Source organism: Methanoculleus nereidis (assembly GCF_032944295.1).
Lineage (GTDB): Archaea > Halobacteriota > Methanomicrobia > Methanomicrobiales > Methanoculleaceae > Methanoculleus > Methanoculleus nereidis.
Window position 1 is genome coordinate 14,296 of record NZ_JABFFQ010000004.1, and the last position, 24,924, is coordinate 39,219.

25 protein-coding genes and 1 pseudogene are annotated in these 24,924 nt (G+C 64.3%); 15 read left to right on the forward strand and 11 right to left on the reverse strand.

From position 1 onward, the window contains the following. Positions 1-180 precede the first annotated feature (180 nt). A pseudogene (locus HL657_RS06570) lies at positions 181-240 on the forward strand (HIT family protein); the annotation flags it as partial. A gap of 27 nt (positions 241-267) precedes the next feature. Beyond that, positions 268-393, forward strand: coding sequence for a hypothetical protein (locus HL657_RS06575; RefSeq protein WP_317296031.1), 126 nt, complete (start codon positions 268-270; stop codon positions 391-393). A gap of 126 nt (positions 394-519) precedes the next feature. Here the strand turns inward: HL657_RS06575 and HL657_RS06580 are convergent, their stop codons facing one another. Together HL657_RS06580 and HL657_RS06585 are read right to left on the reverse strand one after the other, a co-directional pair. Further along, positions 520-1,464, reverse strand: coding sequence for a DNA-processing protein DprA (locus HL657_RS06580; RefSeq protein WP_317296032.1), 945 nt, complete (start codon positions 1,462-1,464; stop codon positions 520-522). Next, on the reverse strand, positions 1,457-2,122 hold the full coding sequence (locus HL657_RS06585; protein ID WP_317296033.1) for a ComF family protein: 666 nt from the start codon (positions 2,120-2,122) through the stop codon (positions 1,457-1,459). Before HL657_RS06585 ends, HL657_RS06580 begins: the two co-directional genes overlap by 8 nt. 420 nt (positions 2,123-2,542) lie before the next feature. Here HL657_RS06585 and HL657_RS06590 point away from each other — a divergent pair, with 420 nt between their 5' ends. After that, positions 2,543-2,779, forward strand: coding sequence for a type II toxin-antitoxin system HicA family toxin (locus HL657_RS06590; protein ID WP_301677475.1), 237 nt, complete (start codon positions 2,543-2,545; stop codon positions 2,777-2,779). After that, positions 2,779-2,997 (forward strand): type II toxin-antitoxin system HicB family antitoxin, encoded by a 219-nt coding sequence (locus HL657_RS06595; protein ID WP_317296034.1) that lies wholly within the window; start codon positions 2,779-2,781, stop codon positions 2,995-2,997. Before HL657_RS06590 ends, HL657_RS06595 begins: the two co-directional genes overlap by 1 nt. 237 nt (positions 2,998-3,234) lie before the next feature. Here the strand turns inward: HL657_RS06595 and HL657_RS06600 are convergent, their stop codons facing one another. The 5 genes from HL657_RS06600 to HL657_RS06620 all read right to left on the reverse strand — a co-directional run bounded on the left by HL657_RS06600 (position 3,235) and on the right by HL657_RS06620 (position 6,884). Next, the gene (locus tag HL657_RS06600) at positions 3,235-3,684 is read right to left on the reverse strand and encodes an Hsp20/alpha crystallin family protein (protein ID WP_317296035.1); all 450 of its coding nucleotides are present in this window, start codon (positions 3,682-3,684) and stop codon (positions 3,235-3,237) included. Between the two features lie 166 nt (positions 3,685-3,850). Continuing rightward, positions 3,851-4,081 (reverse strand): hypothetical protein, encoded by a 231-nt coding sequence (locus tag HL657_RS06605; RefSeq protein WP_317296036.1) that lies wholly within the window; start codon positions 4,079-4,081, stop codon positions 3,851-3,853. 202 nt (positions 4,082-4,283) lie between these two features. After that, positions 4,284-4,493 (reverse strand): hypothetical protein, encoded by a 210-nt coding sequence (locus HL657_RS06610; RefSeq protein WP_317296037.1) that lies wholly within the window; start codon positions 4,491-4,493, stop codon positions 4,284-4,286. 280 nt (positions 4,494-4,773) lie between these two features. Next, positions 4,774-6,144 carry an ATP-binding protein gene (locus HL657_RS06615; RefSeq protein ID WP_317296038.1) on the reverse strand — a complete coding sequence of 457 codons (1,371 nt, stop codon included), beginning with the start codon at positions 6,142-6,144 and terminating at the stop codon, positions 4,774-4,776. Between the two features lie 284 nt (positions 6,145-6,428). Further along, positions 6,429-6,884 (reverse strand): universal stress protein, encoded by a 456-nt coding sequence (locus HL657_RS06620; RefSeq protein ID WP_301677471.1) that lies wholly within the window; start codon positions 6,882-6,884, stop codon positions 6,429-6,431. A gap of 139 nt (positions 6,885-7,023) precedes the next feature. On the opposite strand from HL657_RS06620, the gene HL657_RS06625 reads away from it, so the two are divergent. Further along, entirely contained in the window at positions 7,024-7,683 is a 660-nt protein-coding gene (locus HL657_RS06625; protein ID WP_317296039.1) for a hypothetical protein, read from the forward strand. A gap of 10 nt (positions 7,684-7,693) precedes the next feature. Here the strand turns inward: HL657_RS06625 and HL657_RS06630 are convergent, their stop codons facing one another. Next, entirely contained in the window at positions 7,694-11,635 is a 3,942-nt protein-coding gene (locus tag HL657_RS06630; protein WP_317296040.1) for a PAS domain S-box protein, read from the reverse strand. 220 nt (positions 11,636-11,855) lie between these two features. Here HL657_RS06630 and HL657_RS06635 point away from each other — a divergent pair, with 220 nt between their 5' ends. Beyond that, positions 11,856-12,017 (forward strand): hypothetical protein, encoded by a 162-nt coding sequence (locus HL657_RS06635; protein ID WP_317296041.1) that lies wholly within the window; start codon positions 11,856-11,858, stop codon positions 12,015-12,017. A gap of 76 nt (positions 12,018-12,093) precedes the next feature. Here the strand turns inward: HL657_RS06635 and HL657_RS06640 are convergent, their stop codons facing one another. Next, a complete protein-coding gene (locus HL657_RS06640) occupies positions 12,094-15,312 on the reverse strand; it encodes a UvrD-helicase domain-containing protein (RefSeq protein ID WP_317296042.1) in 3,219 nt (1,072 codons plus the stop codon). Continuing rightward, positions 15,299-18,355 carry a PD-(D/E)XK nuclease family protein gene (locus HL657_RS06645; RefSeq protein WP_317296043.1) on the reverse strand — a complete coding sequence of 1,019 codons (3,057 nt, stop codon included), beginning with the start codon at positions 18,353-18,355 and terminating at the stop codon, positions 15,299-15,301. Before HL657_RS06645 ends, HL657_RS06640 begins: the two co-directional genes overlap by 14 nt. Positions 18,356-18,463: 108 nt before the next feature. Between HL657_RS06645 and HL657_RS06650 the strand changes: the two genes are divergently transcribed. The 5 genes from HL657_RS06650 (at position 18,464) to HL657_RS06670 (ending at position 21,410) form a co-directional block, all read left to right on the forward strand. Continuing rightward, positions 18,464-19,423, forward strand: a complete 960-nt coding sequence (locus HL657_RS06650) for an ADP-ribosylglycohydrolase family protein (protein WP_317296044.1) — start codon at positions 18,464-18,466, stop codon at positions 19,421-19,423. 18 nt (positions 19,424-19,441) lie between these two features. Beyond that, positions 19,442-19,861 carry a hypothetical protein gene (locus HL657_RS06655; RefSeq protein WP_317296045.1) on the forward strand — a complete coding sequence of 140 codons (420 nt, stop codon included), beginning with the start codon at positions 19,442-19,444 and terminating at the stop codon, positions 19,859-19,861. Positions 19,862-20,096: 235 nt separating this feature from the next. Continuing rightward, positions 20,097-20,396 (forward strand): hypothetical protein, encoded by a 300-nt coding sequence (locus tag HL657_RS06660; protein WP_209727275.1) that lies wholly within the window; start codon positions 20,097-20,099, stop codon positions 20,394-20,396. A 91-nt stretch (positions 20,397-20,487) separates the two neighbouring features. Continuing rightward, entirely contained in the window at positions 20,488-20,982 is a 495-nt protein-coding gene (locus HL657_RS06665; RefSeq protein WP_317296046.1) for a winged helix-turn-helix domain-containing protein, read from the forward strand. An 11-nt stretch (positions 20,983-20,993) separates the two neighbouring features. Then, a complete protein-coding gene (locus HL657_RS06670; RefSeq protein WP_209727277.1) occupies positions 20,994-21,410 on the forward strand; it encodes a hypothetical protein in 417 nt (138 codons plus the stop codon). A gap of 129 nt (positions 21,411-21,539) precedes the next feature. On the opposite strand, the gene HL657_RS06675 is transcribed toward HL657_RS06670, so the two are convergent. After that, positions 21,540-22,496: a nucleoside recognition domain-containing protein gene (locus tag HL657_RS06675; RefSeq protein ID WP_317296047.1), complete on the reverse strand. Its 957-nt coding sequence runs from the start codon at positions 22,494-22,496 to the stop codon at positions 21,540-21,542. Between the two features lie 318 nt (positions 22,497-22,814). On the opposite strand from HL657_RS06675, the gene HL657_RS06680 reads away from it, so the two are divergent. From HL657_RS06680 to HL657_RS06695, 4 genes are all read left to right on the forward strand, one after another. Next, positions 22,815-22,949 carry a hypothetical protein gene (locus tag HL657_RS06680; protein WP_317296048.1) on the forward strand — a complete coding sequence of 45 codons (135 nt, stop codon included), beginning with the start codon at positions 22,815-22,817 and terminating at the stop codon, positions 22,947-22,949. Between the two features lie 23 nt (positions 22,950-22,972). After that, positions 22,973-23,890 carry a Fic family protein gene (locus HL657_RS06685; RefSeq protein WP_317296049.1) on the forward strand — a complete coding sequence of 306 codons (918 nt, stop codon included), beginning with the start codon at positions 22,973-22,975 and terminating at the stop codon, positions 23,888-23,890. 117 nt (positions 23,891-24,007) lie between these two features. Then, positions 24,008-24,604 (forward strand): HD domain-containing protein, encoded by a 597-nt coding sequence (locus HL657_RS06690; RefSeq protein WP_317296050.1) that lies wholly within the window; start codon positions 24,008-24,010, stop codon positions 24,602-24,604. A gap of 14 nt (positions 24,605-24,618) precedes the next feature. Then, complete coding sequence (locus HL657_RS06695) at positions 24,619-24,873, forward strand: hypothetical protein (RefSeq protein ID WP_317296051.1); 255 nt, start codon at positions 24,619-24,621, stop codon at positions 24,871-24,873. Positions 24,874-24,924: the final 51 nt, after the last annotated feature.

Genomic DNA, 24,924 nt, shown 5'->3' on the forward strand with positions numbered 1-24,924 from the left:
CTCGTCTCCTTCACGGCCGATGGCACCGCGCTGTTGCAGGCGAAGTCTTGAGATGAAGACAGAAGAGTACATCGGAGATAAGATGTTTTATCGACCCAGACGAAGTTCAGATCGGAACACCCCTACCGCCACGTCGCCGGCTTCTTCGACGCAACGGACGAAGAACACGCCGCCCTCCTCGCCCTCGTCCGGGAGGGAAAAACCCTCCTCGACGAACAATTCCACCCCGACGGCTACAACGTCGGCGAGGACGCCGGCCAGACGGTGATGCACCTCCACGTCCACCTCATCCTCCGCTATGCCGGCGACGCCGAAGACCCCCGGGGCGGGGTCCGCGGGGCGGTCCCGGAAAAGAGATACCTGCACCAGGTCCGGACTGGTGTCGGCAGATGACCAATGAAGCCTGCCGGAGCGGCGTGAGAACCGCTCTCATCGAGAAAATAATCCGAACAGGTCCAAAGAACCCTACTCGAGAGATGTGAACGTTTCCAGATTGCAGGCAAAAATTGAAGAGATCGCTCACCAAAAATCCGCGAGCGTCGTCACTCGTGAGGGCGGGTGCTGCATCCTCGCAAAGTGCGGGGAGAGGCCGCCGGGGGATTCGACCGGGATCGCCCCGCACGAGACAAGGTGCTGATACCCGGCTACGGCCTTTGCGTCCGAACAGTCAGGCTCCAGGACGTAGACCGGTCGTCCCTGCCGGAACGCCGTCTCCGCCTGCCGGACGGAACCCCCGGATTTGCCGGTCTCGATGACGACCACACCGTCGGAGAGGCCGCTCGTAATGCGGTTCCGCTCGAGGAACCTGCCTTTGTGCATCCCCGCAAGGTGTGTGATTTCACCGAGCAGCGAACCCGAACCGGCGATGCTCGCGGCAAGAGTCCGGTTTTCCCCCGGAACAACAACCGTGACGTCGCCCGGCAGGACCGCCACCGTCTCGCCTCCGCAGTCGATCGCGGCCGTATGAGCGCAGGCATCCGTCCCGAGAGCAAGCCCGCTCACGACCACGTAACCGAGGCGAACCAGAAGATCCACCGTCTCCCGGGCTCTCTCGATACCCGCCCGGGAGATCGTTCTCGTGCCGACGACGGCAACCGCCGGCTTTGCGAGGGTCTCCTCGCGGCCCACCTGGTAGAGGAGAAAAGGGGGATCCCGAATCCCCAGAAGCCTCCCCGGGTATCCGGCATCAAAGACCGGCAGAATCCGGACACCGTTCTGCCTGTAGCCCGTAAGCGTATCGATATAGAACGCAAGAAGACCTTTCTCCCGGATCTCCTCCGCCCGTGCGATAAGTGGGCCGGGATAGGCCCGACGGGGCTTCGCACCGGGATCGAAGGTATCAGCGTAGAGGTCGCGGAGAACCGCCGGGTCACGGAAGTATTCGGCGTACCCCTGCCGCTTCAGGGCCTGATTGTCGTTGAGGGCGGCAAGAAAGGCAATCTCCCTGATAGAAAGATTATCCATTGTAACTCCCGAGAATTTCCAGGTGTTTTCGGTTGACCATCCTCCCGAGGACAAGCGACCAGACCTCACCTGCACCATGCGCCCGCAACACCGCGGCGCACTCCCGCTTTGTCGCCCCGGTGATGCAGGTATCGTCGATCAGGAGAACCGACTCGCCATTGAACCTGTACCAACATCCAACATTCCCTGCGATCTCCTTCTCCTTTTCGAGGTGATCAGAGATGCTATGCATTGGGCGATATACTTTACTCTTATACAGGGCGTCCAGATATCGCATCCCATAGCGGGATGCGACGCCTTCTGCCAGGAGCGCCGGGGGACTGTAGCCTCCGGAGCCTGTACCCCGCATAACCGGAACGACAATATCATACTCCCGGAAGTCCGGGTACTGGTGATCGATCGCATAGAAGAGACATTCCAGGAGCTGCGGGACAAGGGTTTCGTCCGTCTTCAGCCTCCGGATCTCGCTGCTGAGAACGTCATCAGGAAATTCTTCCTCAAAAAGGTATTTTCCGAACGCCCGGACACGGACGGGAGGGTCGTCTCTATCCGGCCTGTTTCTGCATGCCGCACAGTAGGGGAAAGTATCTGCAAAACAGTCAGGGATGGGATTACCGCATACCTGACAATATGGGGGATAGAGGATCTCAAGTTCCATTCCATCGGATCGGAAAAACGTTCTTTTCATATTTCATCCTCCTGAACGTTCCGGGGTGACGATCCATCCCCTTTACAGCAATATCGGGACGGCTCTTTATATACCTGCGGCCTGCGGCCCGAAAGTGCACGCGAGAAGAGGGGCAACCATCAACGGAAGCGATCTCCCGGAGAATAACCTTGATACGGTCCGTAGGACGGTTGCAAGGACGATCCAGAAGACCTACCGCTGGCTACTCGTGCCGGGGCGGGAGCTCGATGCCGGTCGGGTCTCGCCCGACATTTACACCGGGGACGTGGCGGACCCCCGGGCCGGGGTGCGATCCCGGCGAAGAGGGTGTACTGAAGAAACTGATCGGGAAACCAGGAGCACAAGGGATATCACAATCCCCGACCGTGATGCGTACAGGGTAACAGCACGATGCGTCCGGGGTTCCGGATCAACGGGTATGGGCGGGGAAAGAATGAAAGAGACTGCATAAAGATGATCGAAGCGGACGGGTGGTACCTGGTGGCGACCCGGGGCAGTCACCGGCAGTATAAGCATCCGTCCAAGGTGGGCCGTATCACCATCGCCGGGCATCCGGCAGATGTTCTTGCGCCGGGAACGCTGAACAGCGTGCTCAAACAGGCAGGACTTAACATGAGGGATGAATAATGTATCGATTTCTTGTCATCGTCGAACAGACCGACGGCAACTACTCGGCATACTCCCCGGACCTTCCGGGGTGCGTGGCCACCGGAACAACCCGTGAAGAAGCAGAGGAGCGAATGCACGAGGCGATCGAACTCCACATCGAGGGGCTCCAGGAGGACGGGTTCCCGGTTCCCCGCTCGCGGTCCTCAGCCATCTACGTAGCGGTCAATCGAGCGTAACCTCCTCCGGCGCCGGAACAATAGAACGAGGGGCTGGCCTCCGGTTCAGCGCAAGCGCGGGGAGACCGGCCGCCCGGTCCTCGACCACGTCACGGGTGGCATCTTCCTCGCTGGACGAATCCGAACACTCTCCGGTCAATCCGATGCAACCGTTCCCGTCGGGCAATCAATCGCGCAGACAGTGCCTGCGTAATCCGCCCGGTTTGCTCTCCACCCCTCCCCCCGGAACTCACCGCCTTATCCTTCACGAACCGGAATCTCGACCCCCTGCTCTTCTAAAACCTTCCTCAGCCGCACCGCCAGCACGCCGTTTCGGAGGGTGGCCGCCGCACCCTCGTCCGTGACCTCCGCGGGAAGGTTCACGACCCGGGTCATCTCGCCGGAGAGCCTCTCCCTGACGGCATAACCCTCCCGCCCTTCCTCCTCCCTCCGCCGGACGGTGATCCGCAGCGTCGCAGGGCCGGTGAGCCGTATCGCGACATCGCCGCTCTCCACCCCCGGGAGGTCGGCGACGACTGCGACCTCATCCCCGAAGTCCCAGAGATCGACCGGGATCCCCGCACCCCGGATCACGGGCATCATCCGCTGCCCGGGCGCCGCGAGCATCTCGTGGAGCCGCCGGTGCATCTCGCACATCCCCGGCCCGAATGCCCGCTGAAACGGGCACGATGATTCTCTCTCTTCCATACTCCCAACTCCTCCAGGTGTCGTGCAGCCTACATGCTCCCGCACATATAAGTTGTTCCCGGGGTCTCCTCCTGGAACCATCGAGAAGGGGCCTCATCTCAGATTCCCTGACACGTATTCACGAGCACCTCATGAACAACTTTTTTCCCAATCACCCCCCAACATTTCAGCATTCTGCCCGATCCGGCACCCGGAGAGCGGGCGGGGAGTTGCGAGAGCGTATGGAGGAGTTCACCGTCGAGGAAGTCACCGGCTTCCAGATCGAGATCATCCGGGCAAGCGGCGTCAAGACCGGGGTCTCGAAGGGCGGCTGCTCAACCCCGGAAACCTCGACTTCGTCATCGCCGCCGGCAACCATATTCCCGACCCGTTCGAGAGGGCCGCGTTTATGCTCCATGGTATTGCAGCAGGGCATCCGTTCGTCCGAACAAACGGATCGCGTTTCTGCTTGCAGCCCTCATCCTGAAGAGGACCCCGGAACAGTACATCATCGCAAGCTCCGATGCGGAGAACAATGCCTTTGTACGGGACGTTGCCGGGGGCGACAAGACCCGAAAAGACGTTCTTGACGGCTGCACGTGGTCGTAAAAAGAGGTCGATTACTCCGCTAGAAGGTCGAGCGTCTTCCTGTGCCGCTCAATGAGCATCCTGAAGTCTTCCTGCTTTGAAGGGCGGGGCGACTCTTCAGGGTGCGGTTTACCGAACGGGCCGACGGAAGAAGGAGCGGTCGAATCCCGCGGGAGGCTGTAGGAAGACCCGGGTTCCGCAACGTTCTCCTTCCCGGTGGTTCTCCGATTTTCTGGGTTCATCTTCCACTCCTCCCGTAACGATCGCTTTCCAGCGTTGTGAATTTGGCGCTCCACCGGTATTAATGTTAGGCCCGGCGGATGCAGTCTCAAGTCCCGGAGGGTGTTGTTCGCGTTCGGCACCCGTCCGGCATGCTCAAGCCGGTAGTTCGCATCGCCCTCACAGAGCCATACTTATATGGACAAATTGTAAGTGGAATTTACAATTTGTCCAGCCGGGTACAGGGAACGTCCGGCGGGAGGCGGAGGAGAAGAGGGAATGAGCGTCCGGTCCCGGATGGAACTACCCGACGGTGCATGCCGCCTCGATATCCGCGAGGTCGTAGACGAGGAACCCCTCCTCGCGGAGCCGGTCTTTCCCCTTGATACCGCCGGCGACAAGGCAGAAGCGCTCGGTGGTGTAGGTATCGTGCCGGACATGCTCCGCTTTCTGAGAGAGGCGCGTGAGCACGCCGCGGGCCTCCCTCTCCGTAAGGCTCCCCCACTTGCACTCCCCAAAGACAATGCTCGCGTCGCTCTCCCGGACAGCGATGAGATCGATCTCCTCGCCGCGGTACCACCACCGCCCGGTGGTATACCCCAAAAAAACCTTCCGGGCAAACTCGTTTCGCACGAAGACCTCGAACTGCTTGCCAAAGTAGGGGTTCATATCGACGGCATCGACCGAATGGTTCTCCGTCTCGATCGCCTGGCGCTGCGAAAAGACGAAGTTGTACCAGAAATCGAAGATGCAGTCCTTGATCCGGTACAGCCCCTGCCGCCGGCTGCCAAAGAGGGGCAACTCCTTCTCGATGATCCCGAGCCGCGTCATCGCCTCGAGGTAGGGGTAGAGGTGGCGGGGGTCCATACCGCAGAACTGGGCGATGGTGGCAGGGGCCGTGTTGCCGACGGCGATAGCGTTGAGGATCGCCTGGTAGGTCTTGAGTTCCCGAAACTCCTGCGAGAGGAGGAAGTAAGGCTCCCGGTAAAAGTAGCCGTACCTATTGAAGAACTCCCGCTCGACGAACGTGGCATAGTCGGGGTGATCCCCGGCCTTGAGGAGGTACTCGGGGATGCCCCCGATGGTCAGGTGGGCCTTGAGAGCATCCCGAAAGGAGAACGAGGGGAGGAACGTTCGTGCGTCGCAGAACCGGAGCGGGCCAAGAAGCATGTCCCGGGTCCGCCGCCCGTAGACAGGCGAGGTGTAGGAGAGCGCACTATCCGCCATCAGGCCGAGCATCGACCCGGAGAGGAGAATACACCAGTTCGATCCGGCAAGGGCGGTATCCCAGGCTTTCTGGAGCGCGGAGAGGACGGCCGGGTCGTTCTTGATCAGGTAGGTGAACTCGTCGATGACGAGGTAGCGGCGCCCGGCGAGCGGTATCCGGGCGAGGTAGGTGAAAAGCTGGTCCCAGGTCGTGATCTCGAGTGTTGCAAGGAGCGGGTCAGAGAAGAACCGGGCTACCTCCTCCTGCAGCCGCCGGATCTGGATCTGCGGTGCGGTGTCCTCGGCAAAGTGGAGGATACCTTCTTTCCCGCGGATGAACTCGGTGACCAGCCGCGTCTTGCCGATCCGGCGCCGCCCATAGAGGATGATCAGCCGGCCACCATCCTTTCGCCACTCCTCCTCGAGGAGGGCACGCTCGGTCTCGCGGTCGATGAACTCCCTAATCATGATTAGTACTAATCTGGATTAGTAATAATGGCTTCGCCCGGGGGCAGAGGCGCTGCAAATTATGTGCCCCGCCCCTTCACCCCCGGGGCACTTCGTATCCTGCCGGGCCGTCGTCGGGGGAGGGGACGGTGTAGAAGAGCATCCTGAACCCATCCTCGCCCGAACCGGGTAGGACTCTCCGGCATCAAGGAGATGAAGACCTCGACCGGGACCCTGCCTGTGCCGCTGGCGGTCAATTGACAGGGGCCGGAGAGGTGCCGGCACCACTCCCGGGTCCGGCCGGATCACCGGACAACGAGCGTCGAGACCGGCGCATGCTCCACCACAAAGGAGCTGACGCTCCCAAGCAGGAGCCGGGATATCTTTCCATGGCCGCGGGAACCGATCACGACGACATCGGCACTCACATCCGTTGCGGCCTGGACAACCTCGTGCCGCGGGTCACCCCGGCGCCAGTGCAGCCGGATCTGCACCCCGTGCTCATCCGTCAGGTCCCGGATCTTTTTCTCGATGAACTCACGTTCCTGCTTCTCGATCCGTCGCTCCAGCTCGGGCTCGGGGTCAAGCCCTCTGGTAGCGGCATGCGGGGGGATCGCCACCGGGATCCGGATCGTCTCGCCCGTACCGTGGACATAGACCGCATGAAACTCGCTATCGGCAGCGAACCATTCAACCGCTCGCGCTACTGCCAGCCCGGCTGTGCTGGACCCGTCAAACGCTATGAGGATTCTTGGGGTCATTGCGATCAAGCCCCCCGTTGGAAACAATCGCATAAAGAGGTGACCCACAACCATACCCCCGGACAGGGTAGAACGGGTGACGCGCCCCCGTAGCCCGGATGACCGCTCCCTTCTTTACCCCCCGCGCCCACTCTCCACTATGCCCAACGACCCCGAGATCATCAGGGCGGCCATCCGAAAGGCGCATGAACTCGGCGCAGACGTAGCGGGCACCGTTCCGGCCAAAAGGCTCATCGGCTGCCCCTCGGCCGTCGCGGACGGCCAGAAGGGCTCGCAGACCGACCGGGGGGCCTACATCGTCCTCGGCCTTTCCCACGGCCCCGAGCACCCCGAACTCGACCTCTGGGAGCCGGACCGGGGAACGCCCGGCGACCGGGTCCTCGCGAGAATCGGAAAAGACCTCGCCCGCTGGCTGCAGGAAGAGTATGGGGTCCGGGCCCGCCTCATCCCCTACCGGCTCGAGGACGGCGGGATCTACCTCAAGGACGCGGCCTCTCTCGCGGGGATCGGGAGGATGGGAAGAAACAACCTCGTCCTCGTCCCCGGCTACGGGCCGCGGATCCGGTTCCGGGCGGTCTGGGCGGACCTCGACTGCCCCGAAGAACCATCACCGGTGCGAGAAGACCCCTGCGCCGGCTGCGAGCAGTACTGCGCCCGCGCCTGCCCGATGGACGCCTTCGCCACCGGGAGATTCAGCCGGGCGCGGTGCCTGGCCCGGATGGACGCCGACAAGAACTCCGGGAGGGAACGGATCGACCACTGCCGGGCCTGCGAACTCGCCTGCCCCGGCGGCGGATAGGAACGCACCCCTACCCCGCCTCGTGCCGGCGCAGAAACTCCCGGATCTTCCGCGACTCAATCCAGCCCCGGTCAAGCTGGCCGACGATATCGTCGATCCGCCGGACCTGCTCGCGGATCCTCTCCGCGGCTCCCTCGTCGTCCATCAGATCGGCCCGGGCAAGCAGAACCTGGAGCGGCTGGCGGACGTGATCCGCCAGGATCGCGAATTGCTCGATGTTCTGCTCGATCCGGTCGTAGGCCTCCTGCCGGATCCCCTCGACCTGCTCCCGTTCGGTGACGTCGGCGGAGATGACCGCGAGCCGCCGGACCTGCCCGTTTGCACCCCGGACCGGGAAGAGGATATGATCAAAGACCCTCCCCTCGTGCTCGTCGGTCATCCGGATGGGCTTCCCTGACGAGAAGGCTTCCTCGGCCCACTTCTTCCGGGCCGCGGCCAGACCGGGCGGGAAGAGGTCGTAGACGCACGTCCCCCGGAGATCTTCTATACTCTTCCCCGACCGTGCGGCCATCGCCTCGTTCAGGGCAAGGATCGTGCCCTCCCGGTCGATGAGCACCGTGGCATCGGGCGCCGCGTCCAGGAGCGCCCGGAACTGCTCTTCACTCTCCTGCAGGGCCATCTCGGCCCGTTTCCGCTCGGTGATATCGATCGCGACCTCGAGCCGCACGTCCCGCCCGTCGGGCCACCGTATGATCCGGTCGACGATATCCAGGTGGACATCGAGGACCGGGTTATAATACTCCCACCGGTATGGTTTCGGCTTCTGGCGAAGAATCACCTCGTTGGTGCAGAACGGGCACGGCGTGTCGCGCCCCTGGAACTCGCGGTAGCATATCCCGCCGATGACGTCCTTCCCGAGCGCTTTTGTAAAGAAGGGGTTTGTATACAGGATTTCGTCCGTCGCGGGGTCCGTGACGTAGACGATCTGCTCGAGGCCGTCGAAGATGGAGAGGAGCTGGTCGCGCTCGAACTGCAGCATCTCCTCCATCTGCGCCTCTCCGGGGACCGGGCGGATGGTGGCCACGTGGGTGCCGGGCGCCGTCCGTGCCACGGCGCTGCACTCCACCCGGACCGTGGCGCCGTCGTTCCGCGCAAGCTCGCATTCGCCCTCCAGTATGCCGCTTTCCAGGAACTCCCGCCAGAACTCGTGATCCTCGCCTGCGCATATATCAAAGACCGACCGCTGCAGCAACGCTTCCCGGGTATACCCGAGCAGAGTGGAGGCCGCGGGATTGGCCTCCCGGATCCTCCCGGCATCGTCTGCGACGAGAACGGCATCCTTCACGAGGTCGACGACCGGGCGGAGGTAGCCGCACTCCGTATCCCGGCGCCCTGCCGGGTCATGCGGCGGGCACATGCGGGCCCGGCCGCATGCAGGCACCCTGCCGTGCGAGGCCCGAAGAAGCGTGAACCGGAACGCCGCACCCTGATCGGGACGGCCGGGCACCCGGTCCTCGACCCGGACGCTGCCGCCGTAGCGCTCCACCAGCGTCCGGACGATGTAGAGCCCGAGGCCTTCGCCCCTGCCGTGCCCGAGCCCCCGCTCGAACCGCCGGAAGAGCAGCCTCTTCACCCCGTCCGGGATCCCCGGGCCGGTGTCCTCAACCGAGACCAGCACCTCGCCGTCCTCTTCCTCGACCGTGACGGCGATCTCGACATCCGGTCCCCCGAACTTGACGGCGTTGCCGATCAGGTTCGTCACGACCATCGAGAGGAGGCCGTCCGCGCAGACCTCGATTGGCCGGCCGTCGTAGCGGATTGAGGCCGCCGGAAACCTCCCGATCTCTTCCCGTATGACGGCGTCGAGGTCCACCGACGAGAGATCTGCCGACTCCTGGTGGATCCGGCGGATGGCTGCGACGTTCTTGAGGATCTCGGTGCTCCGCCAGATGCTGTCGTAGAGTTTCTGTGCGTAGGTCTTCGGATCGCCCTCGAGCAGGCCGAGCAGGAGATCGGCATACATCGTGGAGACGTTGTTTGCGTTCCGGACGTCGTGTGTCAGGATATCCAGGTAGAGGTTCGCCTCCCGGTGCGCCTCATCCAGTTCCCGGTTAACCCGGGTGAGCTCCTCTGTCTGCTCCCGGAGAACGGCTTCCGCCCGTTTGCGCTCGGTGATATCCCGGAAGACGACCATGATAGAGGGGCGGCCCCGGTAGAGTATGGGGATCGCCGTGATGTCGACCTGGATCGTCCGGCCGTCAAACGTCTTGAGTTCCTGTTCGGTTAGCGGGGTAGCCGTGCCTTCCTGCTGCATACGCCGGATCTGCCCGGCGACGAGCTCGCGGAATTCAGGGGAGACGAAGAGGTCCACCGGTTTACCCACGAAGTCTTCCGGACCCCTCCCGCCGGCGATCCGGACGCAGGCGGAATTCACGTACACGATGATGCCGTCCTGGTGTACGACGACGGCGTCCGGCATGAGTTCGACGAGGGAACGGTATCGCTCCTCGCTCTCCCGGAGGGCTTCCTCCGCCCGTTTGCGCTCGGTGATGTTCTCGATCATGCCGATGAGGAACTGCGGGGCGTCCTCCGCGTTCCGGACGAGGGACCCTGTCAGCATCCCCCAGAGGATCCGGCCGTCCTTCCTCACGTAGCGTTTCTCCAGCCGGTACTGCTCGATCTCCCCGGCGACGAGCGATGCCGCGAGCGCCATGTCTTCCGGTAGGTCGTCGGGGTAGGTGATATCGGCAAAGTGCATGTCCGCGATCTCGTCGCGCTCATACCCGAGCATCTCCTGGAACGCCGGATTGCTGTCGATGAAGCATCCTTCCAGCCCCACGAGAGCGATCCCGATCCCGGCCCGCTCGTAGATGCCGCGGAACCACCCCTCGCTCTCGCGGAGCGCCCTCTCTGCGGCCTTACGCTCGCGGATATCGATGCCGATGCCCACCTGCGTGTCGTCGGAGAGGCGGATGTTTGCCCAGGAACTCTCGACCAGCGAGCCGTCCTTTGCCCTCAGCACAAAGTCCCGCCACCCGGGCTCGAGCGACTGCATGAACCGGCCGACCATCTCCCGGTACCCGGGGTCGGGATAGCATAGCGCCATGAAGTCGCCGCCGCGTGCGTCTTCTTCCGTCCAGCCCAGCGTCTCGCGCAGGGCGCGGTTGAACCGGAACGTCTTCAGGTTCGGGTCGTAGATCGTGATCATCACCGGGATCGCATCGATGATCGCCTGCAGCAGTTCGTGCTCGTGCGCCATCTTCCGCTCCGCCCGTTTCCGGTCGGTGATGTCGCGGGAGACCGTCAGGACACGTTCGATCCTGCCCGAGGGGCCGGGGATCGGGACCGAGATGTACTCGCTGTACGCGATATCCCGGATCACGGCATGGCGGACCTCCCCCCGGACCTGCTTTCCGGTGGCAAAGACCTCCCTGACCTTCTCGAAGTAGGGGCCGGCCCCCTCCAGTGTAAACCCGAGCTCCTCCCAGGTCTTACCCACCATCTCGTGCGGCTCCCGGCCGAGTTTACGGGCGAACTCCCTGTCCACGTAGACGTACCGGAGGTCACGGTCCAGGATGTTCACCGTCTCCGGCAGGTGCGAAAGGATGGTTTCCAGCACCTCCTGCTCGCCGTACGGCCGGCGGTCCCGCAGGCGGACGAGGTGCGTACCGTCCTCTCCGACCCTGCTGGAGTAGCAGATCCGGCGTTCTTTGCCGTCGGCGGTCCGGAGGGTGCAGGCAAGGTCAGGGAGGTCGGCACGGTCGCGGAGGGATGCCGCGATCGCCTGTCTGCACTCCTCGTCGATGATCCGGGGCAGAAGAAAACGGTTTAAGAACTCCCCGGCGTCGCTGCCGACATAAGCGTCCCGGTCGATCCCGAGGCAGCGCTGCAGTGCTCTGTTGATCCAGACGATACGGTTGTCCAGACCGATCAGGAGCACGCCCTCATCGAGCAGGTCGAGGAACTGCAGGGGCGGAGAGGGTTCGGCAGGTGCGCCAGGGAACGGTGTCATCGGCAGGGCTCCACATACGAAATAAGCGCGTATTTATATAAAATTGTGGAAACCCCCGGACTCCGAAGGGGATGCCCCCGCTATCGCCTTCAACCGGCTGTCGTGGATAACCGGCATACATAAATAGCCATTCTCTTCACCGTGGGACATACCGCTCCCCCGGCAGGGAGAGATGACGGGGGGACGTGGTCCGGGTGGCGCCGGCCGCAGCAGGGATAATATGAACGTGCTCGTGAGGACCCCGGACGGGGTTGAAGAGGTCAGGGAAGTCGATTCCGACTGGGTGATCCCCGGCGACGTCCTGGACGACGGCTCGGTCATCCTCGATCTCTGGGACGAACTCTCAGACGACGACTACCTGGCGATAGGGCTGTACGAGTGAGCGGTGAGGCCGTGCACGGGGTGCGGCTCGTTCACGGTACATCTCATTCGGATTAGAGGAGACACCGCTCCCGCCGTCAAAATCCTCTCTCCTCCATCCCCCTGACCGCTCGCCCGATCTCCGCAAAGACCCGCTCCTCGTCAACATCGACTTCCACCCAGCGGTCGGCGTCGACGAAGTAGAGATAGGGTGTGACCGGGCTCCTGAGGATCCGGGCAGCGACACGGCGGTAGACCGTCATCTGGACCGCGTAGTCGGCGTCATCGGGCGTCCCGGTCTTGTAGTCGATGAGCACCCAGGCACCGTCCGGCCGCTGCACCAGCCGGTCGATAGCTCCTCTGAACGCAAACCCGTTCACCCGCGCCGAGAACGGCACCTCGCGGTGGTCCCGGACGACGTCCTGCATCAGGGGGGACGCAAGGAACCGCTCGTAGAGTTCCCGGTATTCCGGAGCCCTGCCGGGGTCCATGCCGTACTCCCGCAGCACCGCGGCGGGATCCCGGCCGCGGAAGACCTCGTGGACGACGAGACCGCGGGTCACCGGGTCCTCCCTGGCGGCGGACCCCGGCGGACCGCGGAGGTACGCCTCGACCTCGCTCGCCGAGTAGACACGCTCCTCCGCCCCGTCCGGGGGGATGCTCGCCGGGACAGGCGCCGCGGGGACGTCGTCGGGCAGCGGGAGGTAGATCGGAGCGGTCTCTTCCGCGTCGACCGGGATCGCCGCCGGGTCGAGGGTGAGCGGGATGCGGAGCGCCCCGAGGACAGCTTCGCCGCGAGCATAGACCTCATCATTGAGCCCGAGGCAGTGTGCGAGCCAGGCCATCCGGGTCTTCCCCGCCGCGAGGCTTTCCGGGACTTCGGCCGGCATCTCCCCGCAGAGGATGAGGTGGTCCTTCGCCCGGGTGACCGCGACGTAGAAGAGGCGTTTACGCTCCGCCTCCTCCTTCTGCCGGTGCTCGGCCTTGAGGAGCCGGAGGACGGGCGTCTCTTCGCGCTCGTGGTCGTTTGCCGGGTTCGGTATCGAGACCCCGAGCAGCAGCCCCTCCTCCACCATGATGCTGCCCCTGCCGGGCGGCGGCGTCTCAGCAAGGTCGGGGACGACGACGACCGGGAACTCAAGCCCCTTTGCGGCGTGCACCGTCATGATAAAGACCGCGTCGGTCGACGCAAGGTCGAGGGGGGCGTCCCCCTCGCGCTGTCCGTCGTCGATGGAGCGGCCGAGTTCCGCGGTAAACTCTCCGAGCGAAGGGTACCCGGCCTCCCTCGCGACGGCGATCAGTTTCTCGACATTCGCCGCGGCCTGTTCGCCGCCGGCCATCCCGCCGAAGACGGCGAAGATCCCCGAGGTGTCGACTATCCGGCGGAGGAGGCGGGCGGGCGGGAGCCTGCGGGAGAGCGAGAGCCAGCCCCGGAGGGTCGCCGCCGCAGGCTCCGCCGCCACCTGCAGCCGCTCCCAGAGGGAACTCCCCGGCGCCCGGGCGACGTGGAAGAGCCGGGCGTCGGAGAGCCCGAAGTAGGGCGACCGCAGCACGCCGTAGAGCGCCGCGTCGTCCAGGTGGTTTACGAGGAACCGGAGGATGTTGTAGAGGTCGTAGACCTCCTGGCGCTCGTAGAACCCGAGCCCCGCGTGGACGTGGTAGGGGACGCCGTAACGGGCGAGCGCCCACTCGTAGTAGGCGAGGTTCGTCCGCCGCTCGAGCAGGACGGCGACGTCGCCGTAGCCCGCCGGCCGGGTCTCCCCGTCGCGGGAGACCGGCTTTTCTCCCTGATCGACGAGAGAGCGGATCTTGCGGGCCACCATCTCCGCCTCGGCCCGGCGGCCGGCCGCCCGGCCTTTAGTCTTCGGGCAGAGGAGGAGTTCGACCGAACCGGTGTCCTCACGCCGGTTCGCACGCAGCGGTTCGTAGAGGAACTCCCAGGGGCGTTCCGCCTCCGCCATCAGGGCGGAAAAAACGGCGTTCGTGAACCCGACGACCTCGGACGTGCTCCGGAAGTTGACGTCGAGCGCGACCGTCTCCCCGCCGAGGTCGCCCTCGATCAGGTCGCGGGTATGCGAGAACTGCGTCACGTCGGCCTCCCGGAAGAGGTAGATGGACTGTTTCGGGTCGCCGACGACGAAGAGGTTCGCGGATTCTCCGAGGGCTGCGCGGATGATGGCGATCTGGACGGGATCGGTGTCCTGGAACTCGTCGATCAGGATGAACCGGAACCGGCTCTGAAAGTGCGCCTCAACGATATCCTCGCGGTCGCAAAAGAGCCGGTGGGTGCGGTTCACCAGGTCGTCGAAGTCGAGGGCGTTTCGCCGCCGTTTCTCCGCCTCGACCAGGTCCAGGAAGGCCGAAAAGACCGTCCCGAGGTCGTGGAGGAAGTCGAGCGTCGCCCGGGTGAAGGGGTCGGAGGGGTCGAGGGTGAGCGAGCAGGCATCGGCGTGGTCCTTGAGGCAGCCGTCGAGGACGCCGTAGGCAGTCCGGAGGTTGTTGAGGTCGTCCCCCGCCCAGTTCTTCTTCTGCCCCATGTTCCTGCGGAAGCGTGGGTTGCTGTGAACATCGGCCAGTTCGGCGACCGCACCGTCGAGGCAGGGCTCGACCGCCCGGAGATACTCCCCGGCCGGGTCCCGTTCGCCGGGGTAGCGGGCGGCAAGGTCCCGGAGGGTCTCGAGTGAGGGGGCGGCACGGTCGGAGAAGGCCGCAAGGGCTTCTGTCCGGTGCCGCTCCACGGTCGCCTGCCAGGCGTCGAGCACCTCCTCCTCGCTCCGTGCGAGGGCGGCAAAGAACGTTTCCGCAACCCCGCGGCGCGAGTAGAGCGTCTCGATGTAACTTTTCAGTTCGTGGGCCCCGACCGCCCGGAGAGCGCCGATCACGGCGTCCCGGCACTCCGCGGGCGGATCGCCGTGGATGAGGCCGTCGATCGCCTCCTCACGGAGCCGGAGCGCCTCCCGCTCGTCGAGGACCGCAAAGGACGGCCCCACGCCGGCCTCGAGCGGGAACTCGCGGAGGACCCCTGCGCAGAAGGAGTGGAAGGTCGATACCGTCGCCCACAAAAACTCATCGCGGACCGCGTCCCACCGCTCGCCCTCCTTCTCCGCGATCGCCTGGCGGACCCGGACTTTCATCTCGCCGGCCGCCTTCTCGGTGAAGGTCAGCGCGAGGATCTGCCCGACGCCGACACCGGACTCGAGCAGGCTGAGGTACTTCTGCACCAGGACGTGCGTCTTCCCCGTCCCGGCCCCGGCGGTGACGCACCTGCTTATCGAGTGGTCGAGCGCGGCCCGCCCCTGGCGTTCAGTCAGTCCCATCGGGATTCCCCTCCGCAGTGATCAGCCGCAGGGCGTCGAACCGGCAGACCGTCTTGAACCCGCAGTACGCCGGGCAGGGGCCGGCGTCCGACCGGGGCGGGAAGCACCCGCCGCGTATCCCGGCGAGGTACCGCTGCACCCATGAGAGCGTGGTATCGACCAGGTCCCGGACGTCCCCGACGCTGCTCCGGCCGGAGCCCGGGAAGCAGGAGAAGCACTCCTTGAGCCCGGCATCCCAGAAGATCGGTTTGTTTTTGACCTCTCCGCGCCGGAGGGTGTAGTAGGTGCCCGCGACCCCCTCCCTCCCGGTCAGGGTCTCGACCGCCCGGAGGTAGAGGGGGAGCTGGAGCGCTTTTCCGGCCATGATATCCTTGAGCCGGTGGTGCGAGGACCCCGTCTTGTAGTCGGTGATCATGAACCGCCCGTCGGACATCACGTCGACCCGGTCGACCCTGCCCCGCAGGCGGATGGTCCCGTCGCCGAGCGGGATCGCGACCGCGTCGGGCACCGAGGCAGCGTCGACCTCGCCCGGCGCCAGCGGGAGGCCGAACGAGACCTCGAAGGCGTGCGGGACGAAGCGGGAAGCCGCGACCTCGGCCTCGTGCCGGAGGAACCGTTCGAGGAGGCCCCTCCCCGCCGCGGGCGAGCCGAGGAGGTGCTCCTTATCCGCGGCCCATGCCGGGGTCTCGAACGCGAACCGCTCCGCCTCCTCCCGGCCGGCGTCGAGGATCCGCCGGAGGGCGTCCGCGTAGCACGCGTCGGTGACCGGCCCGTTGCCGTCGCACGTCCAGCCGGAGTAGAACCGGTAGGCGATCCGGTGGACGAGGGCCCCCCGCTCCTGCGCCGTCAGGTCGGGGTCGATCTGCGGCAGCGGTGCCAGACCGAGGACCCGCTCCAGGTAGAACCGGAACGGGCAGTCCGCGTAGGTCTCGAGCGCCGTCGGGGAGAAGACGGCCCCGTCGCCGAAGCGTTCGGTGAGCGCCGGGTCGTCCCCGAGCATGCCGTCGTAGGGGGAGTCGTAGCCGCCTTTCCGGTGGTAGTTCTCGACGTTGAGCCGGCGGACGGCCTCGCGGAGGGTGAGGGGCGGCGGCATCCCGGCGGGGACTTCCCCCCGGGCGAGGAGGGCGCCGGCCCGCCGGGCTGCCGCGAGCCGGGAGTCCGGGAGATCGCTGTTCCCCCACGTCTCCGGGGAGAAGGCCTCCCGGACGGCGTCCACGAACCCGGAACGGACCAGCGGCGTTGCGCCGTCGGCAGCGGGGTAGCTCAGGGAGACCCGGGTCCGGGCGGCAAGGAGGGCCGCAAGAAAGTGGTAGCGCTCCTCCCGGAGGATGTCCTCCTTCGATCGTGTCGCAAGGCGCCGGGTCTCGGCATCGGTGGTGAACGGGAGCCGGGTGGTGAGCCGCGGCATCGTGCCCTCGACGAGGTCGCCGACAAAAAGGTAGGGGACGGCGAGGTGGGCGACCTCCCGGACGCCGACCACCCGGACGGCGTTGCCGTGCCGCCGCCTGCCGGTCCTGGTCCCGGCGAGGAGGAGGGTGAGCATGGAGGAGAACTCTAAAAGCGCCACCTTCTCCTCCGGGAACAGCCGGGAGACGCGGTCGAGGGCTGCGAGGGTCTCCATAAATCCGCGGAGGTCCCGGGCCTCGTCCTCACGGAGATCGGGTTCGCCCTCCGCCGGCATCACCGGGGCCTGCCACCGCTCGAGGAGCGAACGGTAGGCGGCGAGGTGTTCCCGGATCGTCTTCGTCCCCTCGAGCACCGAGAGATCGGCAAAGAGCCCCCGGACGGTGTTCCGTGCCGCGTCTATCGAGGCGATCTTCTCTGCGAGCCGGGATTGTGCGGAGTCCGGCCGCGCCCGTTCTTCTTCGAGGGCAAAGATCAGCGCGGCGAGCCGCCCGTCCCAGTTCCCGGCGGTGATCCGGGCCTCCCGGGAGAGGATGTCAAGCTCGCAGCCGCCGGCGTTCGGCAGGTAGGGAGAGGTCATGAGGGCGACGACGTCCTCCCGCCGGTAGCCGCGGGCGGGGACGGCGAGGACCGAAAGGAGCGCCTGGACGAGCGGCGATGCGGAGAGCGGCCGGCCGCCGGACGCGGTGTACGGGAGGGCGAAGTCGGGGAAGACCTCTTCTACATAGGGCACCGCCGATGCAAGGTCGGGGAACGCGACGATGATCTCGTCCGGCCGGACGCCGGCGGCGAGCAGGTCCCGGATCTCCTGCGCGATCGCCCGTACCTCGCCCTCCCGGTCGCGCCGTTCCGCAAGACGGATGAACTTCCCGCAGTCCCCGGGCTCCCGCCGGGAGAAGAGGCCGGCGAGGTGCGAGAGGTGGGAGTCCGGGGCATCCCCGGAGACGACCATATCCGGGTGCAGCCACTCGCCGTCGTCCGGGAAGACCGCCGGGTTCGGGGCATAGGGCAATGAGTAGTGGAACTCATCCGCGGACTCCCGCAGGGCAAGAAGCAGGTCCCGCTCGAGCGGCATCGGTTCGAAGAGCCCGTAGGCGAAGACCGTCCGGAACTCTCCAGCCGCGAGCAGCCGGACAGCCCGGGAGAACAGCGTGCTCTCGTCGACGAGGCCGTGCCCGTCGAGGAAACGGAGGTAGGCGCCGAAGAGGGCGGCGATCTCGGCGCTTTTGGCGCTTGCAAGGTCGCCGAGGGCGGCCGGGTAGTCGACCTTCCGCATGATGAGGACGTCAAAGAGGGTCGCGAGTTCGTCGACGGCCCCGGTCCCGGCGAGGAGCGGGTATCTGCCGGCAGCAAGCAGCCGGGTGAGGATGAGCCGGGAATCGGCAGCGGAGATCGGCGTCTCCGCCGCCGCGTGCTCGAAGAAGACCTTCCGGGCGAACCCGGGAAGCGTGGTGACGGTGTCGGCGACGAACGAGGCCCCACCATCCCCGAGGCGGCGGGCGACTTCCCGGGCGAGGTAGGACGTCGGGACGATGAAGACGGTGCCGAAGGGGTCGCGGGCGGCGGCTTTCCGGAATTCCGCAATAAACGTGTCGAGACCCTCTCCGGGCAATTGGCGGTACAGAACGGCGGGGGACATCCGGTGTTCTCTCCTGGTGAGGGGGTTAGGAAGGAGGAGGGATGAGTGTTGTTATTTGGACCGGCACAAACCGGAGCACTCTTTCCAGACGATGCCCATAGGAAGATCATGGACAGAATCGACCGTTACCGCGGCTGCCTGCTCGGCCTCGCCGCCGGCGACGCCCTCGGGGTATCAGTCGAGTTCCGGCCGCCGGGGACGTTTGCGCCCGTCGCCGGTATGGCCGGCGGCGGGTACCATGATCTCAGGCCCGGCGAGTGGACCGACGACACCTCCCTCGCCCTCTGCCTCGCCGAGAGCCTGATCGAGAAGCGGGGGTTCGACCCCATCGATCAGCTGGAGCGCTACGTGCGCTGGTACCGGGAGGGGCACCTATCGAGCACGGGGACGTGTTTTGATATCGGGACGACGACCCGGAAGGCGCTCGAGCGGTTCATGGTTGCCCGGGAGCCCTTTCCGGGGCTCGCGGACGAGCGGTCGGCGGGGAACGGGTCCCTGATGCGGCTCTGCCCGGTGCCGATGTTCTACGCCGCCGACCCCGTTCGGGCTATCGAACTCTCCGGCGAGAGTTCGCGGACCACCCACGCACTGCCGGTGGTCGTCGACGCCTGCCGGTTCTTCGGGGGGCTGATCCTCGGCGCCCTTGCCGGCGCGCCGAAAGAGGTGCTGCTTTCGGCGCGGTACTCCCCGGTTCCGGGCTACTGGGAAGAGCACCCGCTCACCGGCGAGATCGATGCAGTCGCGGCGGGGTCCTACCTCCATAGGGAGCCTCCCGAGATCCGGGGGCGCGGGTATGTCGTGGCCTCGCTTGAGGCGGCGCTCTGGGCTTTTTCCCGGAGCAGCACGTTTGAGGAAGGCTGTCTTCTCGCGGTGAACCTCGGGGAAGACGCCGATACCACCGCGGCGATCTACGGGCAGCTTGCCGGGGCGCACTACGGGGCGGCGGGGATCCCGCAGGTCTGGCTGGAGTGCCTTGCGATGCGGGACCTCATCGAGTCGTATGCTGAGCAGTTGATGCAGTGCAGTGACGCCTGCGTCGAGCAGTTGTGCGGCACCGGTGACCCATAACGGAACCACTGAACGCCCATGGACACGAACTTCTGCCGCCACTACACCGGCGACGGCACGCCGCCGTCGAACCGTTGCTGCCGGGTCTGCCCGGAGGTCGCCTGCGGCCGGCTCTGGCAGCGGGTCCTCGATCTTGCGGAGTCAAACGGCGGCGACCCGGTCCCGCTCCCACCGACGCGGGCAGTGCTCTTCCCGAACCCGAAGAACCCGGACTTCGTCCGGCTGCAGGTCAACTGCCGGTGGGGCCTCCCGAAAGAGGACTTCCTGCACTACATCGCCACCGGCCACGCCGGGATGGGGCGGCGAGGGCAGCGGACCGACCCCCGGGCATCCCCGAGCTGCACCCGGCAGGAGCCCTACGTGCAGGCGATCGTCGAACGGCTCGGCGGGATGGATATCCCGGAGATACGGGCGGTGCGGGAGGTGCAGGGGGGGTGAGTCATTGAGAAGCAGCCGCGTTCGTGAGCGGTGCAATCTGCAGAGCCCCCTGTATGCAATGAAGCCAGATAAGCCGAGACAACACAGGTTTTCCGTGCAGCCCAAAAAAAGCCGTTGCTAGAACGGATCTCAGACCCTGCTGAAGGAGGAAAGCCGATATCGCCCCCTCAAAAGCAACGAAACTCAAACAACCACATTATATATAGCAACGAAATAAACCGTAAATCAGTGCCTTATGTCATGCGATCTCCCTGATGAAGCGCTCTTTATTCTCAATGTTTTGTACAAGGGGAGGCACTTTCGGACAGATGCGGGCTACCATTCCGAAAAACTGTACAAGATTTATATAAAGAAATTCACGGGGCGATCCTGTCTATCCATTGAAGATACGCTTCAGATCCTGATGAACGACGGATATGTAGCACAGATCAGGAAAAAGAAAGTGAAATACTACATAGCCGGCATGAAGAGCGCCATCTTTGCCCTGAAAAGCCATGGGTACAACGTTGTTGACGGGCGATATCGTAAACTCTGACATGATGCAAAATATTTTTATCACTTGCGACAATATCAGTTATCAGTACGCGTAGAGCATTCCTGATCACCGCATGAGATTATGTGAGATTATGGCACGTCCGTTTGAAGGATTATTTGGAAACACCTGCGAGTTGAGAATTCTCGAGTTCCTCCTGCCGCTATCCGACATGGAATTTAACGTTACCGAACTCGCAGAAGAGGCAGGCGTTTCGCGTGTCACCGCAGGCAGGGTCGTGAAAAAATTCGTTGCATGGGGCCTCCTGAACGTGGGTGCTGGAAAGGTTCCCCTCTACTCGATCAATACGGATTCTTCGATTGTGCGGCGCGTTGATGACCTGAACAATGCTCTCATCGAGAAGATGCTCGGTGAAGAACGGCTTAAAGAGATTCACGAGTACATCCAGGAAAGAGATATCAGTACACCGCCGGATATCTCAGCAGAGGAGGCCTGGGCTCCCGGATATACTCCTTTTGAGGGTGAGACCTGGGGAGGCAGCGTCATCGGATCGACACGCGTGTTCATCCCACCATGTGCGACTGCAGATAGCATCTATGGCGATGAGCATCCGAGATATTTCCAGTGAGGGAGAAAATTATGCCAAGGGAAGATTTCTTCAGAAAAGAACTCGTCACTGAATTGCGGCGGGTAGAAGCGATGATGCGGAAGGAAGAGAGCATTGAGAAGAAGATCTACTATTTCTCTGCAGCATATGGCATTACCAACCGCACGCTCCGCTATGCATTCACCGATGACTACCTTATGGCTGATTTCGTCCTCAATACCTGCTATACAGGGTTGATGGATCGGTTCAAACGCATTCGTTCCGGCGATAGCACAGTTCCACTTGAAGCGAGGCATTTTGAAAAGATCCAGGAAGGGATGAGGTTGCTTGCCGATGCTTTCGACGAAGATACGTCGATCCTCAAACCTCTCGAAACCATACTGACTGCTACCTTCGCAACATCAGGCCCCGGAAATTATCTGCGGGAGAAGGGAGATTTGCAGATCTAATCCACCAATCTCGTTTTCAAGGCATTCCCGCACCGCCAAAGACCTTTTTTGACAGCCCCAAAAGAGCGAAGCAGCCTGCTAATACATCCCGACGCTCGACTCAAGGACGCCGCCTGCAGCGCCAACCCCTCACCCCCATCCGAACCCGTATGCCAGCACGGCGACCAGCAGCACCATGATCCCGTTCCGGAGCGCCGTCGAGACGAGCATGATCTCCGTTCCCGTCCGCATCCCGAAGATCGCGACGTACGAGGAGCCGAGCCAGCGGATGCTCCGCGTCACGCTGGTGAGGACGTTGCCGACGAGCAGGGTGAGGACGATCTGCTGCCAGGTCATATCCCCGGCGGCGAGCAGGGCGGACGCGACGCTCGCACCCGCGACGAAACTGCCGAACTGTGCCGCGATGATGGCGAACCCCTCCGGCGGCACGGGGAATACCGATCCTGCGCCCTGCATCAGCCCGGCAAGCCGGTCGAAGACGCCGGCGTTGATGAGGAACGCGACGATGACGATGGTGGGGACGGTGATCGAGAGCAGGCGCGTGAGGGTCTTTTTTGAGGACGTGCACGCCGTCCGTAGCGCCTCCCGGAGCGTGACGGCCGGCTCCTCCGCAGGGATGGCCGGTGCGCATGACGAGGGGGTGAGGACGGCCCGGCCGAAGAGCATGATGACCACGGTCTTGGCAAGGCCGGCGAGCATCAGCAAGCCGAAGTAGATGAGGCCGGGGATGCCGAGGAGCGGGACGTAGACCGGGAGGAGGTAGCGCCAGTGCATGACAACCGTCGGAAACGAGTTCATGACGGCAGCGATGACGAGTTCCCTGCGGGTGATGATCTCCTTTGCGTGGTAGTCCATCAGCATGGCGTTCGCGGCCGGAGGCGAGACGAAGGCCATGAGGAAACTCGTGCCGCACTCCTCCCGCAGGCGGGCGAACGAGGTGAGCGGGCGGGAGAAGGCCGCAATCCGCCCGGCAATCTTCAGGGCGACGAGCACCTCGGCGAGGAAGACCCCGGCGACCATCATCGGGACGACCTCGCCGAGCAGGCCGGCAGCAAGCGTCACCGTCTGAATGATACCGTCGTACATGGTTCCCCCGGAGGCGGCAGCGCCCCTGTGATATGAAGAACCTCTGCCTGGAATCTAATAAATAATTGGATTCTGGCCTTAAAATTCCACTAAATATGATATAGATCAATAAAAGTAACACTTACACCGGGAAGGCGTCCTGCCGTCCGTTTTCCCTGGCCCGGCGTCACCTGCAGCGTACGGCACTCGATAGGCACGTATCCGGACGTGGAGGGGCTCAGGAAGTGCCCGGGCACCCGGCCCGGCCAAAGAAGGAGGAACCGTCCCCATATGCCCGGCCGGCAAAACCTATATCTCCCGGGCGGGAAAAGGGTCGTTATGCCGACCTGCAGCGACTGCGCCCTCTATATGAAGAAGAGCGAGACCGACGGGGAATGCAGCATCAACGGCCCCGTTCCCGCCGACCGGGACGCCGGGCGGTGCCCGTCCCGGACGTTTCGGCCACGCGGATGATGCCGAAATAATGTTTGAAAGGCATGATCATATTCACCGGGAGCGGATGCCCTGCGTGCGGGGCGAACCCGGGGGAACGGATCAACGATAAGGCCCTTGCCGACATCCGGGAGATCATCAACTACCGGGAGGCGCTGAACGTTGCGGTGGACGCCCTCAAGGCCCGGCGGCTGGATGCAGCCCTCGCCTGCGACCTGCACCGCATCCTGCTCGCCGGCAGCCGGGGCATGGACCGGGAGCCGGGATGCATCCGCACGGTCCAGAACTTCATCGGCCGGGACGCCCGTATCGAGCACGCGATCTTCGTCCCGCCGGCGCCGGAGAACGTGCCCCGGGCGCTCGCGGACTGGGAGGCCTACCTCTACCGTGAAGGGAAAGACACCCTCGTCCAGCTTTCCGTCTTAATAGCGCAGTTCGAACTCATCCGCCCGTTCTGCGACGGCAATGGGCGTATCGGGAGGATGCTCGTCCCGCTGATCCTCTACGAGAAGGAGCTGACTGCAAGCCCTATGTTCTCCATCAGCGCCTACCTCGAGCGGCACCGGCCGGCCTACTACGAGCGGCTGCTCGCGGTCTCCCGTGAGCGGGACTGGAACGGCTGGATCGCATTCTTCCTCCGCGCCATCGAGGAGCAGGCCGAGGAGAACGGCCGGAAAACAAAGGCAATCCTCGACCTCTATACCGAGATGAAGCAGACGGTGCCGGAGGTAACCCGGTCGCAGTACGCCGCCGCTACGATCGATGCCATCTTCGGGACGCCGATCTTCGATACGTCCGGGTTTTACGACCTGTCGGCGATTCCGAAAGAGAGCGGGGCAAAGATCCTCAGGGACCTGGAGGAGAGCGACACCATCCAGCTGGTGCAGAAGGGAAGGGGAAGAAACGCGAGCATCTACGTCTTCCCGCACCTGGTCGCCATCACCGAGGGGAACTGGCTGTGAGTGCCGGGGGCTGCAGACCCGGCTGCATGACACCGGTGGGGGAGAGCGGTCGGCATGAGCACGGGAGCAGGGGCGACTGAAAGGGAACCATATTCAGCCCCCAAACAGAGACCTGTTATGGACGAAGCAACGGACAGGATGGTTGCGCATGTCAGGGCGGCGTTCCGGGACCCCGGGGCGCACGGGTTCGACCATACCGGGAGGGTCGTGCGCCTCTGCGAGGCGATCGGCGCACGCGAGGGTGCGGATATGGCGGTCCTCATCCCGGCCGCCCTCTTCCACGACATCGCCCGGCCCCTTGAGGAGGAGACGGGCGTCCCCCACGAAGAAGAGGGGGCGCGGATGGCGGCGTCCTATCTCCGGTCCATCCGTTACCCCGAATACCACATCGCGGGCATCGTCCACGCCATCCGGGCGCACCGGTACTCCTCGGGCATCGCCCCAGAGACACTGGAGGCCCGGGTGCTCTCCGACGCGGACAACCTGGACGCGATGGGCGCAGTCGGGATCGCGAGAACGTTCATCCGGGCCGGAGAACACGGAGGGGGCATCGCGGACGCAACCGCTCACTTCCATGACAAACTCCTGAACCTCAGAGACCGGATGTACACAGAGATCGGCCGGAGCATCGCCGAAGAGAGGCACGCACGTCTCGTGGCGTTTCTCGATGCGCTGGACGACGAGACGCAGGCCATTACCCTGCCGGAATCGTGATCGGAGAGTGATAAATGGTCGTTGTCGGAGTGGACGACCGCTCCGTCTTCCTCGAGGACCCCGACATGCTCGGGGCACGGATCGTCATGGACCACGACGAGTTCATGCAGTCCTGGCACGACTACAAGGCCGGGAACCCTGCCGGCCCCGATTCGCCGAGATACTACAGCGTCGGCGTCTTTATCAGGGGTGAAGCGCCCGCAGAGCGGCCGGCGTTCGTCACCCGGGACGTCCTGCCGACCTTCGTGCCGCCGGCACCGCTGCCCTGAGCGGGTAGATCCGGCTCCTGCCCCAACGTTTGGGTAATCGCCGGCATCGGC

What these genes read in the sequence shown, in the direction of transcription:
- HL657_RS06690 (WP_317296050.1), top strand. Translation starts at nt 24,008, where the DNA reads ATGGACGAAGCAACGGACAGGATGGTTGCGCATGTCAGGGCGGCGTTC.
- HL657_RS06650 (WP_317296044.1), top strand. Translation starts at nt 18,464, where the DNA reads ATGGACAGAATCGACCGTTACCGCGGCTGCCTGCTCGGCCTCGCCGCC.
- HL657_RS06605 (WP_317296036.1), bottom strand. Translation starts at nt 4,081, where the DNA reads ATGGAGCATAAACGCGGCCCTCTCGAACGGGTCGGGAATATGGTTGCC.
- HL657_RS06610 (WP_317296037.1), bottom strand. Translation starts at nt 4,493, where the DNA reads ATGAACCCAGAAAATCGGAGAACCACCGGGAAGGAGAACGTTGCGGAA.
- HL657_RS06680 (WP_317296048.1), top strand. Translation starts at nt 22,815, where the DNA reads ATGCCGACCTGCAGCGACTGCGCCCTCTATATGAAGAAGAGCGAGACC.
- HL657_RS06655 (WP_317296045.1), top strand. Translation starts at nt 19,442, where the DNA reads ATGGACACGAACTTCTGCCGCCACTACACCGGCGACGGCACGCCGCCG.
- HL657_RS06660 (WP_209727275.1), top strand. Translation starts at nt 20,097, where the DNA reads ATGTCATGCGATCTCCCTGATGAAGCGCTCTTTATTCTCAATGTTTTG.
- HL657_RS06645 (WP_317296043.1), bottom strand. Translation starts at nt 18,355, where the DNA reads ATGTCCCCCGCCGTTCTGTACCGCCAATTGCCCGGAGAGGGTCTCGAC.
- HL657_RS06615 (WP_317296038.1), bottom strand. Translation starts at nt 6,144, where the DNA reads ATGATTAGGGAGTTCATCGACCGCGAGACCGAGCGTGCCCTCCTCGAG.
- HL657_RS06675 (WP_317296047.1), bottom strand. Translation starts at nt 22,496, where the DNA reads ATGTACGACGGTATCATTCAGACGGTGACGCTTGCTGCCGGCCTGCTC.
- HL657_RS06595 (WP_317296034.1), top strand. Translation starts at nt 2,779, where the DNA reads ATGTATCGATTTCTTGTCATCGTCGAACAGACCGACGGCAACTACTCG.
- HL657_RS06580 (WP_317296032.1), bottom strand. Translation starts at nt 1,464, where the DNA reads ATGGATAATCTTTCTATCAGGGAGATTGCCTTTCTTGCCGCCCTCAAC.
- HL657_RS06575 (WP_317296031.1), top strand. Translation starts at nt 268, where the DNA reads ATGCACCTCCACGTCCACCTCATCCTCCGCTATGCCGGCGACGCCGAA.
- HL657_RS06620 (WP_301677471.1), bottom strand. Translation starts at nt 6,884, where the DNA reads ATGACCCCAAGAATCCTCATAGCGTTTGACGGGTCCAGCACAGCCGGG.
- HL657_RS06585 (WP_317296033.1), bottom strand. Translation starts at nt 2,122, where the DNA reads ATGGAACTTGAGATCCTCTATCCCCCATATTGTCAGGTATGCGGTAAT.
- HL657_RS06640 (WP_317296042.1), bottom strand. Translation starts at nt 15,312, where the DNA reads ATGGGACTGACTGAACGCCAGGGGCGGGCCGCGCTCGACCACTCGATA.
- HL657_RS06695 (WP_317296051.1), top strand. Translation starts at nt 24,619, where the DNA reads ATGGTCGTTGTCGGAGTGGACGACCGCTCCGTCTTCCTCGAGGACCCC.
- HL657_RS06635 (WP_317296041.1), top strand. Translation starts at nt 11,856, where the DNA reads ATGAACGTGCTCGTGAGGACCCCGGACGGGGTTGAAGAGGTCAGGGAA.
- HL657_RS06685 (WP_317296049.1), top strand. Translation starts at nt 22,973, where the DNA reads ATGATCATATTCACCGGGAGCGGATGCCCTGCGTGCGGGGCGAACCCG.
- HL657_RS06670 (WP_209727277.1), top strand. Translation starts at nt 20,994, where the DNA reads ATGCCAAGGGAAGATTTCTTCAGAAAAGAACTCGTCACTGAATTGCGG.
- HL657_RS06630 (WP_317296040.1), bottom strand. Translation starts at nt 11,635, where the DNA reads ATGACACCGTTCCCTGGCGCACCTGCCGAACCCTCTCCGCCCCTGCAG.
- HL657_RS06625 (WP_317296039.1), top strand. Translation starts at nt 7,024, where the DNA reads ATGCCCAACGACCCCGAGATCATCAGGGCGGCCATCCGAAAGGCGCAT.
- HL657_RS06600 (WP_317296035.1), bottom strand. Translation starts at nt 3,684, where the DNA reads ATGGAAGAGAGAGAATCATCGTGCCCGTTTCAGCGGGCATTCGGGCCG.
- HL657_RS06590 (WP_301677475.1), top strand. Translation starts at nt 2,543, where the DNA reads ATGCGTCCGGGGTTCCGGATCAACGGGTATGGGCGGGGAAAGAATGAA.
- HL657_RS06665 (WP_317296046.1), top strand. Translation starts at nt 20,488, where the DNA reads ATGGCACGTCCGTTTGAAGGATTATTTGGAAACACCTGCGAGTTGAGA.